At 45.4% G+C, this 14,149-nt stretch carries 12 protein-coding genes; 8 read left to right on the forward strand and 4 right to left on the reverse strand.

The features are described from left to right. Positions 1-60 precede the first annotated feature (60 nt). From MHH49_RS14000 to MHH49_RS14035, 8 genes are all read left to right on the forward strand, one after another. Positions 61-1,623 (forward strand): ABC transporter ATP-binding protein, encoded by a 1,563-nt coding sequence (locus tag MHH49_RS14000; protein WP_036685571.1) that lies wholly within the window; start codon positions 61-63, stop codon positions 1,621-1,623. Next, positions 1,616-2,662: an ABC transporter permease gene (locus MHH49_RS14005; protein WP_036685569.1), complete on the forward strand. Its 1,047-nt coding sequence runs from the start codon at positions 1,616-1,618 to the stop codon at positions 2,660-2,662. The genes MHH49_RS14000 and MHH49_RS14005 overlap by 8 nt, the downstream gene beginning before the upstream one ends. Beyond that, on the forward strand, positions 2,659-3,597 hold the full coding sequence (locus tag MHH49_RS14010) for an ABC transporter permease (RefSeq protein ID WP_036685567.1): 939 nt from the start codon (positions 2,659-2,661) through the stop codon (positions 3,595-3,597). Before MHH49_RS14005 ends, MHH49_RS14010 begins: the two co-directional genes overlap by 4 nt. Before the next feature lie 40 nt (positions 3,598-3,637). Continuing rightward, positions 3,638-4,594 carry a nucleoside hydrolase gene (locus tag MHH49_RS14015; RefSeq protein WP_339210784.1) on the forward strand — a complete coding sequence of 319 codons (957 nt, stop codon included), beginning with the start codon at positions 3,638-3,640 and terminating at the stop codon, positions 4,592-4,594. 3 nt (positions 4,595-4,597) lie between these two features. Further along, on the forward strand, positions 4,598-5,995 hold the full coding sequence (locus MHH49_RS14020) for an ADP-ribosylglycohydrolase family protein (RefSeq protein WP_341138207.1): 1,398 nt from the start codon (positions 4,598-4,600) through the stop codon (positions 5,993-5,995). 486 nt (positions 5,996-6,481) lie between these two features. Then, positions 6,482-7,243 (forward strand): methionine ABC transporter ATP-binding protein, encoded by a 762-nt coding sequence (locus tag MHH49_RS14025; protein ID WP_341138785.1) that lies wholly within the window; start codon positions 6,482-6,484, stop codon positions 7,241-7,243. Then, positions 7,236-7,898: a methionine ABC transporter permease gene (locus tag MHH49_RS14030; RefSeq protein ID WP_036685560.1), complete on the forward strand. Its 663-nt coding sequence runs from the start codon at positions 7,236-7,238 to the stop codon at positions 7,896-7,898. The genes MHH49_RS14025 and MHH49_RS14030 overlap by 8 nt, the downstream gene beginning before the upstream one ends. 42 nt (positions 7,899-7,940) lie before the next feature. After that, positions 7,941-8,771, forward strand: a complete 831-nt coding sequence (locus MHH49_RS14035; RefSeq protein ID WP_036685556.1) for a MetQ/NlpA family ABC transporter substrate-binding protein — start codon at positions 7,941-7,943, stop codon at positions 8,769-8,771. An 89-nt stretch (positions 8,772-8,860) separates the two neighbouring features. Here MHH49_RS14035 and MHH49_RS14040 read toward each other — a convergent pair whose 3' ends face one another. The 4 genes from MHH49_RS14040 to MHH49_RS14055 form a co-directional block, all read right to left on the reverse strand. Continuing rightward, positions 8,861-11,395 (reverse strand): ABC transporter permease, encoded by a 2,535-nt coding sequence (locus MHH49_RS14040; protein ID WP_341138208.1) that lies wholly within the window; start codon positions 11,393-11,395, stop codon positions 8,861-8,863. Next, positions 11,392-12,090: an ABC transporter ATP-binding protein gene (locus MHH49_RS14045; RefSeq protein ID WP_036685550.1), complete on the reverse strand. Its 699-nt coding sequence runs from the start codon at positions 12,088-12,090 to the stop codon at positions 11,392-11,394. Before MHH49_RS14045 ends, MHH49_RS14040 begins: the two co-directional genes overlap by 4 nt. A gap of 102 nt (positions 12,091-12,192) precedes the next feature. Then, positions 12,193-13,230: a sensor histidine kinase gene (locus MHH49_RS14050; RefSeq protein WP_339824585.1), complete on the reverse strand. Its 1,038-nt coding sequence runs from the start codon at positions 13,228-13,230 to the stop codon at positions 12,193-12,195. Continuing rightward, complete coding sequence (locus tag MHH49_RS14055) at positions 13,227-13,910, reverse strand: response regulator transcription factor (protein ID WP_339824587.1); 684 nt, start codon at positions 13,908-13,910, stop codon at positions 13,227-13,229. The genes MHH49_RS14050 and MHH49_RS14055 overlap by 4 nt, the downstream gene beginning before the upstream one ends. Positions 13,911-14,149: the final 239 nt, after the last annotated feature.

Consider the following 14,149-nt stretch of genomic DNA (forward strand, 5'->3'; position numbering starts at 1 on the left):
GTCAGGGGAATTCCAGCTGTATATTTTTGCAGACCTCCAAGTTGAAAGGCGTTGAGACCTATGTACAAAGCTCTGCTGGAAATGCGGGGAATTACCAAGGTATATCCCAATGGCGTCGTTGCAAATAAAGACGTGCATTTTTCTTTACGTGAGGGAGAAATACATGCGATTGCAGGTGAGAACGGTGCTGGTAAATCGACTTTAATGAAAATTATGTTCGGCATGGAAGAGCCAAGTGAAGGCGAGATCTATATCAAGGGTGAAAAAGTGAAGCTGCAATCCGCTCAGGACGCCATTGATAGAGGCATCGGCATGGTCCACCAGCATTTCATGTTGGTACCTTCGTTTACGGTGGCAGAGAATATGGTGCTGGGTATGGAGCCGCGCAGAGGAGTTGGCATTAATTATGCCGAGGCTGTGCGCATGACGGAAGAGACCGCAAGGAAATACAATCTGGCCGTGGATCCTAAAGCAAAAGTAGAGGATCTTACAGTTGGGATGAAGCAAAAGGTTGAGATTCTTAAGGCGCTGCTGCGTGGTGCGAAAATTCTGGTGCTTGATGAGCCGACTGCGGTGTTGACTCCACAGGAAACAGAGGAATTGTTCCGCGAGCTTAAGCAATTAAGGGAACAGGGTCATACGATAGTTTTTATTTCGCACAAATTAAAGGAAGTCAAAGCGATTTGCGACAGAATTACGATTATGCGCAGCGGCCGTAGTGAAGGTGTTTTTCAAACACAGGATGTGACAGAACAGGAAATCTCGCGACTAATGGTCGGCAGAGACGTCGTGCTGAAATATGACAAAGAGATTCTGGCTGTTAGTGAGCCAGTACTAACGGTGCAGGGACTCAGTGTGAATGATGCAGATGGCAAAGCATTATTGTCGGATATCAATTTTGCGGTACGTGGTGGGCAGATCGTTGGGATTGCTGGTGTAGAAGGCAACGGGCAGACACAGCTCATTGAAGCTCTTACAGGTAGCTTGAGAGGTGTCTCAAGTCAGGGCTCTGTACTAGTGAAGGGAAAGGATATCCGTGAATCGGATATTTTGGATATTCGTAAGCTAGGCGTTTCCTATATACCGGAGGATCGGATGCGGCAAGGGATCGCTAGTGAGGCAAGCATAGCTGATAATCTGCTATCTACTCAGTATCGTACAAAAGCAATGAATAAAGGTCTTTTTTTGAATGGCTCACGAATTGCCAAGCTAGCAGTATCCCTTGTAGAGGAATTTAAAGTCCGCTGTTCAGGACCTTCTCAGCCCATAGGAATGTTGTCAGGTGGTAACATGCAGAAGGTAGTCGTAGCTAGAGAGTGTTCGACTGAACCGCAGTTGCTTATTGCAGAACAGCCGACACGGGGTGTGGATATAGGCGCAGCCCAGTTCATACATCAAAAGTTGTTGGAATTACGTTCAGACGATTGCGCGATTTTGCTAGTGTCGGCAGATTTGAATGAGATCTTGGAGATCAGCGATAGTCTGTTAGTAATGTACGAGGGTAAGATTGTTGCCTTTTTCGAGGAGCCATCTAAGGTTAGTGAGGAAGAATTAGGTCTTTATATGCTGGGGATTCATCGACAGGACGAGGAGCACATCGGGAGGGCCGTAAATCATGTTTAAAGTTAAATATTTTGAGTACATTCGGACATCGGCGGTAATCGTTATTGCACTCGCTATTGCCTTTCTGATTATCTCTTTGGTCAGTAATCAGCCTGTGAAGACGATTGGTATATTCCTATTAGAGCCGTTATCCAGTAAAGGTCATATTGGTAATGTGATTGAGATGGCGATTCCGCTCATGTTCACTGGGTTGGCAGTATCCTTGTTGTTTCGAGCCAATATGTTCAACCTGGGAGCTGAAGGGATTTTCTATTTCTCCGGTGTTGTAACTTCCGTATTGGCTATTCATTTAACGTTGGACGGCTGGCTGCATCCGATGGTAGCTATTGCTGCAGGTTCAATTGTAGGAGCGTTGCTCTCGGCAATACCTGGTATTCTGAAGGCAAAATGGAATGCTAATGAGTTGGTTACATCCTTAATGTTCAATAATATTTTGTTCGGAGTAGGGCTATACCTACTGAACTATCATCTACGTGATGCTAAAGCTTTTGCCAATGTATCCTACAAATTCGAGAAAACGGCACTGCTGAGTAAAATGGTCTCGGGCACCCGGATTCATACCGGTCTTATTATCGTTATCGTGCTTATTATTGCAGCTCATTTATTCCTATACAAAACGAAATGGGGATATGAGCTGCGCATGACAGGCATCAACCGGGACTTTGCCCGTTATTCCGGTATGAAGACAGCCAAGGTTATTATTCTCGTTCACTTGATTGCAGGTTTTATCGCAGGTATGGGGGGTTCCGTAGAAGTGCTGGGGATGTATAACCGTTTCCAATGGACGTCACTGCCTGGTTATGGTTTGGATGGTGCCCTTGTAGCGATGTTAGCCAAAAATAATCCGCTGTCCGTAATCGGCTCTGCATTGTTCCTAGCGTACATTCGAATTGGGGCTGACATGATGGCGCGTCTGTCTGATGTACCTTCAGAGATGATCTCAATTATACAGGCAATTATCATTCTTCTGATTTCGGCTGAGCAATTTCTGAAGTTCTGGAAAAATCGGATGCTCTTGAAGGAGGCGAAGGAAGCGTGAATAGTTTGTTTGATGTAATTTTTACAACTGACTTTGCGTTCTCTGTCCTTCGCGTGACGACTCCGATTCTGTTCGCCGCGCTCGGCGCACTCATCTCCAACCGTGCAGGGATCATTAACATTGGGATGGAGGGCATCATGCTTGTTGCCGCTTTAGCGGGTGTCATCATAAGCAGCTATACGCATAGCGCGTGGGTAGGTCTGCTTGGGGCGGTGCTGTCTGGAACATTGATCGCTGGAATATTAGCTTTTTTCACCCTGAAATTCAAAACACATATCATTCTCGGGGGTGTGGCCATTAATATGTTCGCTTCGGGAGGAACTGTGTTTATCCTCTATCTGCTTAGTGGCGACAAGGGTTCTTCCACTTCTCTGGCGAGTAAAGTTCTGCCTAGTGTCCAGATTCCTTTGTTGAAGGATATCCCGGTGCTTGGACCTATTTTATCGGGGCATCACATTCTGACGTATGTTTCTATATTGGCTGTGTTTGTTGTCTACTATCTATTAAATCGTACACCGCTTGGACTGCGCATTCGTTCAGTGGGCGAAAATCCACATGCGGCTCAATCCGTGGGTGTAAGTGTTGTGAAAATACAGTATATGGCTTTGCTGCTTAGCGGATTTTTTGCCGGTTTAGGCGGTGCTTATATGTCGATGGGGTATTTGTCACTGTTTACCCGCGATATGATCGCTGGCCGGGGCTGGATTGCCATTGCCGCTGAGTCGATGGGAAGAAGTACGACCGTAGGCACGGCGCTGACCTCTTTATTATTTGGTACTGCAGATGCATTGTCGAATGCGCTACAGGTGTTGAAGATTCCTGCGGAGCTAATCGCTACTCTTCCTTATGTAGCCACAGTAATTGGACTTGTGATCTACGCAGTATCTGAGACACGAAAAAAGAATAAAAAACTTAAAAGCCCGCTAGTTAAATAGCGATTGAAATGATTGATACACAGACAAGGAGTGAGTAACTATGCCAACACCTATTATTATTGACTGCGATCCAGGGCATGATGACGCAATAGCGATACTGCTTGCCATAGCAAATTCGGAGAAGTTAGATCTGCGCGGGATTACAACGGTTGGTGGAAACCAAATTTTAGATAAAATCACGGATAACGCCCTGAAGGTGATCAGCTTCGTGAATGCTGACATTCCTGTAGCTAAAGGGGCTGCTGGCCCACTGTTCGGCAAGCTTGTTACAGGTGAGGAAGCGCATGGTGAATCGGGCATGGATGGGCCGCTTTTGCCCCCAAGTAAATTCCGCCCTGTAGAGCAGGGTGCTGTGGAGTTTATGCTGAATATCATCCGTTCTTCAGAGGAGAAGATTACGCTCGTGCCGATGGCTCCTTTAACAAATATCGCACTGCTAATCACGGCTTATCCAGAGATTAAAGACAGAATTGAAAAAATCTCACTAATGGGCGGAGGTATCTCTTATGGGAATGTCACCTCTACTGCGGAGTTTAATATCTATGTAGATCCTGAAGCAGCCCGTATTGTGTTTGAGTCGGGGATTCCGATCATAATGAGTGGTCTGGATGTGACCGATAAGGCTGCTATTTTTGAAGATGAGATCCTAGCATTGAAAGAGCGGGGACCAGTGTCTACAATGGTCGGAGAATTGCTGGATTTCTATTCGATTTACGGTAAAAAAATGGGCTATGTCGGCAGTGCGCTGCATGATCCATGTGCTGTTGCCTGGCTGCTGCATCCGGAACTATTTGAATTTGAGCATCTATATGTAACGGTGGAGACAGAAGGCAAGCTGACGCGGGGAATGACAGTTGCAGACAGACGGAAGAAGACGGATCGTCCAGCGAATGTGCAAGTATTGGTGGGAGTTGACCGGGAAGCATTTATGAAGCTGATCTTTGATTCACTGGAAAAGCTTGATCAAGAGCTGCTGCTAGCGGCTGAAGGGAAGTAGCCTATGGCAGGATGGGAGAGACTTCAAGAGACCGTGCAGTTTGAAATTGCTCAGCGTGGAGAAGAAGGTTGCGAGATTGATGGGTTCGCGGATAAGCTAGCGGCTGCTGGTGCCGAGGAGCTCAAGCTGATGCAGGTATACAATGAGCTAATGGAGCTTACGATCAGTGAGGATTTTCCGTATCAAGAGCCATCCTCTCTGGAGGAGATTCGTCAACTACGTCCAGAAGGCCCACGTAAGCTTGAGGCGGACTGGAGCGAAGCGGAATGGAGAGATAAGTTCTATGGAGCCTGGCTCGGTAGAAGTGTCGGCTGCGCACTCGGGAAACCGCTGGAGTATTGGGACTATCTCTATGGGAAAGATGGCCGTCCGGGCTGGGAGAATATTGAGCTATGGTTTCAGGGTGCGGACGCCTGGCCAATTACTGGCTATACGCCTGGGCATTCACGGGCAGAGGCTGAATATGGTCTTGGCTTAAGCGAATGGACACATGCCAGTACCCGCGAGACGATCAAGTATATGGAAAGCGATGACGATATTCGTTACACTGTCCTGGGTCTTATGCTGCTGGAACAGAAAGGTCTGAACTGGGATTCTTGGGATATCGGAAAGCTGTGGCATACACATTTAACATATAGTCAGGTGTGCACGGCGGAGACACAGTCATATATGAATTTTGCGCAGGAGACCTCTCATCTGCATGGCGAGAAGCCTGCGGATTGGCTGGTGCGGCAGGAAAGAGTGCGGATGCACTTAAACCCTTACCGCGAGTGGATTGGTGCCGCTATACGCGCAGATGGACTGGCTTATGGTGCAGCAGGTTATCCTGAGCTTGCGGCAGAATTAGGCTGGCGTGATGCTTCATTTTCACATGTGAAAAATGGCATCTACGGTGAGATGTTTAATGCGGCGATGATATCGGCAGCTTTTGCAGAGAAGGATAATGAACGGATCCTAGAGATTGGCCTTAGCGAGATTCCGCGTACCAGTCGTCTTGCCAGTGATGTTTTGCGGGGGATAGATATTGCGCAGAAGGCCAAAAGCGAGCGGGACTTGGTTCGTAACATTTGGGATACTTTTAGCCACTATGATGCGGTCCATACAAATAATAATGCTGCTCTTGTAGCCGCGTCGCTTGTTTATGGCGGGAATGATTTTGAAAAAACAGTCGTCACTTCCGTATACGGTGGAATGGATACAGACTGTAACGGGGCAACTGTGGGCTCAATTATGGGAGCGAAGTTTGGAGCAAGTAAGTTGCCGGCTTCGTGGATTGAACCGCTTCACGATACGTTATATGCGGATCTGCCCGGATTTCATCCGATAGCGATTTCGGAATGTGCGGAACGCAGCTACCAAGTGTTCTTGAAGATTCGCAGAGAGCTTGGCGAAAAGGCATAAAAGATTTAGCGAGTATGGGACTCGATAGATCAGGGATTCAGGGATTACTATATGAATTATGGGATGTCTTAAGCTACCGGCTTAGACATCCTTTTTTGCGTAACAGCAGGTCTTTAAATCACACTCCAACGAACCAAATGTAGCTTTAACTGCATTTCATACACTTAAAAAAACCAAATATGGCTATATTAACAGTGGAGCGTTTAGTGGTGGGGCAATAGGAGAATCATGATTTCAAGAGGGAAGGATTACCTTTGCTAACCCTTTTTATTTTGTTAATAATTGTGTAAAAAGAGCCCGGTATAAAGGGTTTTTAGGTTTTTATCAAACTTCCTGGTATATCATTTAAATAAAAATGATGACACAGCAGAAGAAATGTCTTATTATTTAAGGAGATTTTTAATAAAACAGATTTTAGAAAATTGTAATACAATGTCTCACTTCATGGAGGTTCATTATATAAGGGAAAGGAAGGGGGAGCTTCTAATACTGTCGCTGAGTCGGGTAAGTAAAGGGTTCAAGCTGAAGGAAGGCATCTATCAGGCTGTGGATGAGGTATCGCTGGAGGTAAAGCAGGGATCCATTCACGGGATCATTGGTGAGAGTGGTGCGGGGAAATCTACGCTGCTGCGACTGATGAATCTTCTGGAACAGCCGGATCAGGGAACGGTTACTGTAGATGGCCACAACCTGACCGAAATGCCTAGTAAAGCACTGCGTAAAGCAAGGCAAAAGATTGGAATGATCTTTCAACAATTTAATCTTGTTTATAACGTCACAGTAGAGCGGAATGTTTCGATCCCGCTGGAGCTGGCAGATGTCCCAAAGCATGAACGAATGAAACGTGTGAAGGAGTGTCTGGATTTTGTTGGACTGGCAGATAAGGCAAAACAATATCCGGCACAGCTCAGCGGAGGACAACGTCAGCGTGTTGCGATTGCCCGCGCGCTAGCGAACAGTCCGGGAATATTGCTATGTGACGAGCCAACGTCCTCTCTGGACCCAGGAACCACTACAGATATCTTGAACGTGCTGAAGCATGTGAATTCAAGTCTTGGAGTAACGGTTGTCATTGTTACGCATGAGATGGATGTTGTCAAAAGCATATGTACTCATGTATCGGTGATGGAAAAAGGGTGCATTGTAGATTCGTTCTCTCGTGAAGACGGTGAATTCCGTCCAGCAGCAGCCAGCGCCGGGACATACCGCGATCAGATTCTTGGTAAAGCGGGGGAAGGTCATGTTTGACAGTGTACTTCAATATCAGGCACAGATGTGGGATTCGATCGGTGAAACCTTTGTGATGGTTGGTATTTCTGTTGGAGCGGCAGTACTGCTGGGGCTTCCGCTGGGCACCTTGTTGTTTTTTTTCCGAAAAGGGCAGCTTTATGAGAATACAACGTTGTCTCTGGTGCTCAACAGTATCGTTAATATTATCCGCTCGTTTCCGTTCCTGCTGCTGGTCGTTGCGCTAATTCCAGTCACTCGTTTCCTGGTCGGGACCGCCATTGGGACGATTGCAGCAGCGGTTCCATTATCTATAATCGCTATTGCCTATTATGCTCGGTTAGTGGAGCAGTCGTTGCTGGAGGTTCCTAAAGGGGTCATTGAAGCAGCATTATCGATGGGAGCCTCGAAGCTGGGCTTGATCTTTAAATTTTTGTACGTGGAAGCTCGTTCGGGTCTAGTCCTTGGACTTACTACTTCTACAATTAGTTTTATCTCCTTCTCGACCGTGATGGGAGTTGTTGGTGGGGGAGGGGTTGGTGATTTCGCTATCCGTTATGGTTATCAGCGTTTTGAGACGGAAGTGATGATCTATGCCATTCTAGTGATGATTGTATTGGTCCAATTGGTTCAGTTCACTGGGGGGACTATCGCAAGGCTGTTGGATAAGCGTTAATACAAAATAGTTCAATATATAAACTGGGGGTTAGTAGTACTAATGAAAAAATCAATGATACTTGTGCTTACATTAATGGTATTGGTCGTAGCGGGTTGTGGCTCTAATAAAGCAGCCGAGAATAATGCTGCAAAAGGTAGTAATGATGAGTTAACCAAATTAAAGATCGCTACACTGATCCCACCTATGACAGAAATTCTGGATATTGTGAAGCCGCTCCTTAAGGAAGATGGCATTGATCTGGAGATCGTTGTTCTCTCTGACAATGTGCAGCCTAATGAGGCTTTAGCTAATAAAGAGGTAGACGCTAACTTTTTCCAACACGTTCCTTATATGAAGCAATATAATGAAAGCAAAGGCTCTAATCTGGTAGAGGTACAGCCTGTCTATGACGCTATTTATGGCGGATACTCCAAACGTTACAAGACTATAGCTGATCTTCCTGAAGGGGCTACGCTTGTAATGGCTAATGATCCATCTAACATTGGTCGTTCATTGCAAATGTTCGCTGCAGCTGATCTTATTAAGCTAAAAGAAGGCGTAGGCATTCAAGCCACACAAGCAGACATTACTGAGAATCCAAAAAAATTCAAGTTTGAAGAAGTCGATCTCCTAATGCTGGCCCGTATGCTTGATGATGGCGATTTAGTAGCCATGACTCCGGCTTATGCGAGCCCACTAGGATTGACACCGAAGAAAGATGCGCTGATTACGGAAGGCGAAGATTCCGAATTCACAATTACTTTGGTGGCACGTGAAGACAACAAGGATTCTGACGCCATTCAAAAGCTGGCTAAACGGATCAGCGGTCCTGAAGTGAAGAAGTTCCTTGAGGATAATTACGCGGATATTGCGTTGCCTGCGTTTAAATAAGCTGAATATGGATCTATAAAAAAAGGGCAGCCCGGCGATATTTACCGGGCTGCCCTTTTTGTAATAGGACTATTTAGGTGTGTCTTACATTACTCGGCTTCTCTCAGCCGTTCCACTATGGATGCTTGGGATAACGTTTTATAGGCTCTCAGTGTCACTGTGTAAGCGAGAATTAACAAAATAGGAACGGTGAGGATAAACGGCAGCCAACTCATCTGAAATACCATAAAGGCCATATTTTCCGTGATGCTTTTGGAAAGGTTATAGGTCAGCAATACACCTAATGTTGAGGTTATGAGGACGGTTAGCAAAACGGTGTATAATCCTTCAAGGATCAGCATACGTTTTAGCTGCTTTTTGGTCATGCCAATACTCTCCAGCATGGCAAATTCATTGCGGCGTGAGACTACCCCGGTGAGTACAGTGTTGATATAATTCAGCACCCCGATTAGAGCAATGACCAGGCTAAGCCCATACCCCACGGTTTGAAAAATGCGAATGAATCCACCGAGCTCATCTTTATAATCCTCCCTGGATTTCAAGGATAATTCATTTGTCGAATCTGTTAGAGCCTTGGCTGCTTGTTCTACTAAATCCATTTTAGCTGGATCGACATGTAGTGTGGCTGAAACAATATTGGCTGGATCTGTACCTTGCGGCATTTCCTTCTGCAGCTCCGAAGCAGGGAGGAAGACGTTGTACCCTAACAAAGAGAAAGATTTTGTTGTGGCAGCATATACTGCATCATTTTTTACTACTGCCATCACTTCATAAGATTTACCCGACTTCTCGAAAGTGACTGTATCTCCAGGATGATAATAGGCGCGGTAGCTATCTTCTTCTATAAACATGGCCTCAGCTATGACCGCATATTTTCCTGAAGCAAACTTCTGCCTGTTAAACTCCCCTTCAATAATATCCTTGTCCACAAGATCAAACCAGCCCGGATCTAATCCATATAAATTATTGTAGATCACCCCCCTCTTATCTAAAGTGGAGAGAAGATAGGGATGTGGATCAGCAGCTGCCATTGGCTCCAAAATAGCCCGGACAGCATCATCGACAGGAGATGGAACATATCTGTGGTAAACCTTATCAACACTTTCTACACCGTCAATTTTACTTAGATTGTTGGCGAAATCCTCTGAAAGCTTGTATGGATCACCGTCTCGAGGCCCTGTAATACTGACTAACACTTCATTCTGAACCAAAAAATCACCGGAGATAAAGGAAGCCAGATATTTGTTCACATCCAGTGAGGAAATTACTGTGAAAATGGTACTGAACAAGATGATACTCAAGGAGAGTGAAGAGAGCATCAGGATCAGCTTCTTTTTGCTTCTGAACAGGTTGGAGAACGCCATGTTGTGAAGTTTTGCGCCATGTTTTGATTTTTTGGCGTTCCGTTTTCCGCCGCTGCTGACTCCGGCAAATTTTACAGCCTCTACCGGCGAGGTTCGCGAAGCCATCCGGCCCGGTTTACTTGCGGCGATCCATACGGTCATAAACGAGAATGCTGCTGCACCAATAAATATCCACGGGCTAGCAGAATAGACATTATCAGTAGAACCGTTTAAAAATGAGGAGGTCATAGGGAGAATCAGCAGACCTAGCAGATATCCCAACCCCAATCCAAAAGGCAATGCGACTAGATAAAGTGAGCGGGCCTGAATGGAGATGATCTTTTTTAGTTGTCGGGGTGTGGTACCGATGGTCTTTAGCAGGCCATAAAATTTGACATCCCGCACGACGGAAATAAAAAAGATATTGTAGATTAGTAAATAGCCGCTCAGCATGGTGATAAGAATGACAACTGCATAAGGAATGATATTCATTAGATTATCGGAGAGAGACACACTTGTATAAGCCGGATTGACACCATAAGGTACATCCAGGCCGGTGTCCGTCAAAATCTTTTGTACCTTCTGTTCAATATTATAAGAATTGTTAAACATCACCCCTAGACCTGCGGTGTTTACATAAGAACCCGTTGCCTCAGAGATATCCGGGTCAATATGGGAAATGTTCTTCTGTGTAAATGCTTCGGATACAAAAGCTAATCCTGACATCGCCAAATTTTGATTGGTTTCGTAATACCCGGAGAGCTTAAAGTCTTGGCTTATGACTTTTTCACCAATGTCTATATCCAGCTTCACAGTCTGGCCTAACTCATGTTTTGCTCCAAGCAAGTCAAGCGCCCAAGTATTTAGGACGATTTCATTCTCTTGGGAGGGCAGTCCGCCAGCTATAAAGTTGATAAATCCGTGTTTGGCATAATTCTCGTCAATTCGAAGGACCTCTACCCGGTTATTCTTGAACAGACTGGTGCTTATATCGCCAACCTTAAGAAAAACGCCATACTCTTTGATGGATGGGTGATTCTTCAGCTTCTCCAACTCGGCAGGATTCAGATATTTGAAGCTTCCATGATAATCGCTGCCAGTAGTCTGCATTTGTGCGCGTTGCATCGATTTGTTAATACTGAGCGCCAAGGTAAACACGGTGGTGATCAAAAGCGTAGTCAGTACGATGGCACAGATGATAGTGAAATTGCGAGCACGGTTGGCTTTGAGGCTTTTTTTGGCTAAAGTAGCAATAGTCTTATGGTTATTCGTGCTGATCATGGCTGGCTCACTCCGGAGCTACGGGGTTGTCCAGTGAAAATGATGCCATCTTCAATACGGATAATACGGTCAGCAGTTTGAGCGATTTGTTCATTGTGTGTGATCATCACAATGGTTTGGTTGAATTTTTCGCTCATCTGTTTAAGTAAAATCAGCACTTCTTGGCTTGTTTTGCTGTCCAGATTACCTGTAGGTTCATCTGCTAAGATGATTGAAGGTTTGGTCGCCAATGCTCTGGCTATTGCCACCCGTTGCTGCTGTCCGCCAGACAGATTAGAAGGTAGAGTATTCATCTTTTCCTGCAAGCCTAAAGTGCGGATGATCAGATCAAGATAAGTTTCGTCAACTTTGCCACCGTCCAGTTCAATGGGCAGCACAATATTCTCCCGCACATTTAGTATGGGTACCAAATTGTAGTTCTGAAAAACAAACCCCACCGATCTGCGCCGAAAAATGGTCAGCTTCTCATCACTCATCGCAAAAATATCGTTCCCGTCCACGTAAACCTTGCCCTCTGTTGCCCGATCTAATCCGCCAAGCATATGGAGAAGGGTACTTTTGCCGCTGCCGCTAGTGCCGACAATGGCGACAAACTCCCCTTTTTCCACTGACAGTGATATGCCGTCCAAAGCCTTAACGCTTGAGCCCACCTTTCCATAGTGTTTTTTTAAATTTTCAGTCTGTAGAATCGGCATAACTCTTCCCCTCCAATGAGATCTGTTTGTCCATAATTTAAGGGTAGCAAATCAATCTGACAGGAGAGTGTCTGAATTCTGACCATAATGACACATTCTATTTCAGCGCTGGGGCAGGTAAACAGAGAAAGTTGTACCTTTTCCAGTTTCAGAAATGACGTTGATATGGCCGCCTTGCGCCGTGATAATCTCTCTGGACAAAAACAACCCGATGCCGACCCCCTCGAATTCACGCGCTTGCTTCCCTCGGTAAAACCGCTTAAAGATGTGAGGGATTTCTTCGCTGGGGATTCCAAGCCCAGTATCGGTAAGGTGAATACAGGTGAACATCTCATTGCTTTCAGCAAGAACGGAGATTTGTCCGCTATGCGGCGTGTACTTCACAGCATTCTCGAGCAGGTTGAATAGCGCTTCACTTGTCCATTTGACATCGTGGCAGGCTAAGATGTGTGTCCCGCAGTCAATATTGATCGTAATTTGTTTGTTTTCCGCTTGTGCATAAATCTGGGATAAAGCCTGCGTCAGAGTTTGTATGAGCGGTTTCGCCTCAATCTGCTGTAGGGAGATCATTCCTGTTTCCAAACGTGATAATTTGATTAGAGACTGGATCAGCCAATCCAACTTATCTGACTGCGCTTTAATATGCTGTATGTAGTGCCGGACATTCTCATTTAGTCCGGGCATCTCTTCCAGCAACTGACTGAATACCATGATATTAGAGAGGGGGGTCTTGGTTTGATGGGAGATATCCGAGATCAGCTCTTTTATTTTGTTTTTCTCTGTTTGAATATTTCGTTCATTCGCCTTAGCCATCCCTATATACCGCTTTAGTTTATGTTCCATCGAAGACAGAGCGGTTTCTTCATAGTTAGTGAGTGGCGGCTGGTCATGTATAGCCCGCTCAATCGCTGTATCTAAGGTCTGTATATAGATTGTGATCTGACGGTTCCATAACCAGACCCATACGGCTCCTGTCGCTAATATACAGATGATGAATAGAGAAGTCAGTTGGAGCACAGTGGGGTCGAACCCGTACAGAAACATTATACGGCCGATAAAACAGGCCACTAGTATAAGGATGATCAGTAAAAAGAGCCTATGAATGTGCTTGAAATTAGCAGGAGGGCTATTGGTTTTCATGGTTTTTGCCCTTCAGTCCACATGTATCCAAGTCCGTAAATGGTCTTGATATATTTAGGCGCTGCCGGGTCATCCTCAAGTTTAGCACGCAGCCGTTTGATGGCTACTGTCAATGCGTTTTCATCCACAAATTCGGCATCCTTGCTCCAGATCTTGTCTATCAGCTGTTCTCGGGTCAAAATATTGCCCGTATTCGTCACCAGCAGCCGCAGCAGTTTTTGCTCAGTTTTGCTCAGCTGGAGTGATTGTTTATTTTTGCTGTACTCCAGTTTCTCAAAATCGAGTTCTAACGGACCCAATATTATTTTTCCAGTCCCTAGCGATTCCGTTCTTCTGAGGACTGCCATTACTCTGGCGCGAAGCACCATTAGGCTGAATGGTTTGGTGATATAGTCATCGCCCCCCAATGCAAAACCGGTGATAATGTCGGACTCCATATCATTGGCGGTGAGGAAAATAATGGGTACGCGTGAGGTCTTGCGTAGTTGCTCGCAATAATCCAGCCCACTGCCGTCTGGCAGATTGATGTCCAGAATGATGAGATCAATAGGGTTAACTGCGAAGATATGCTCCGCCGCGGCAATATCGTAGGCTTGATGGATCACAACATTGTTTTGAGAAAGAGTGAGAGCGATCCCTTTATTTAAACTACGGTCGTCCTCAACGATCAGTATGTTCATAGTAATTCTCCTTTGTTTCTTATTTGATCATTATACATTCTCGGGATTTATTCGAAAGCGAGTTTTTATTTAGTAGGCACTTGAAAGTGGGCTTCATATCTAAGAATACTATTATTGAAAGATTACGGAGCGAGGTTTTTTGATAAAGAGCCACATAGTTAAACCATAAAGGAAAGTTCAAAAGGACATCACCTATGTAGGGTGGTGTCCTTTCAATTTTCGATGGGGGCGCATCCCCT

The organism is Paenibacillus sp. FSL F4-0122 (genome assembly GCF_038002845.1).
Lineage (GTDB): Bacteria > Bacillota > Bacilli > Paenibacillales > Paenibacillaceae > Paenibacillus_AQ > Paenibacillus_AQ odorifer.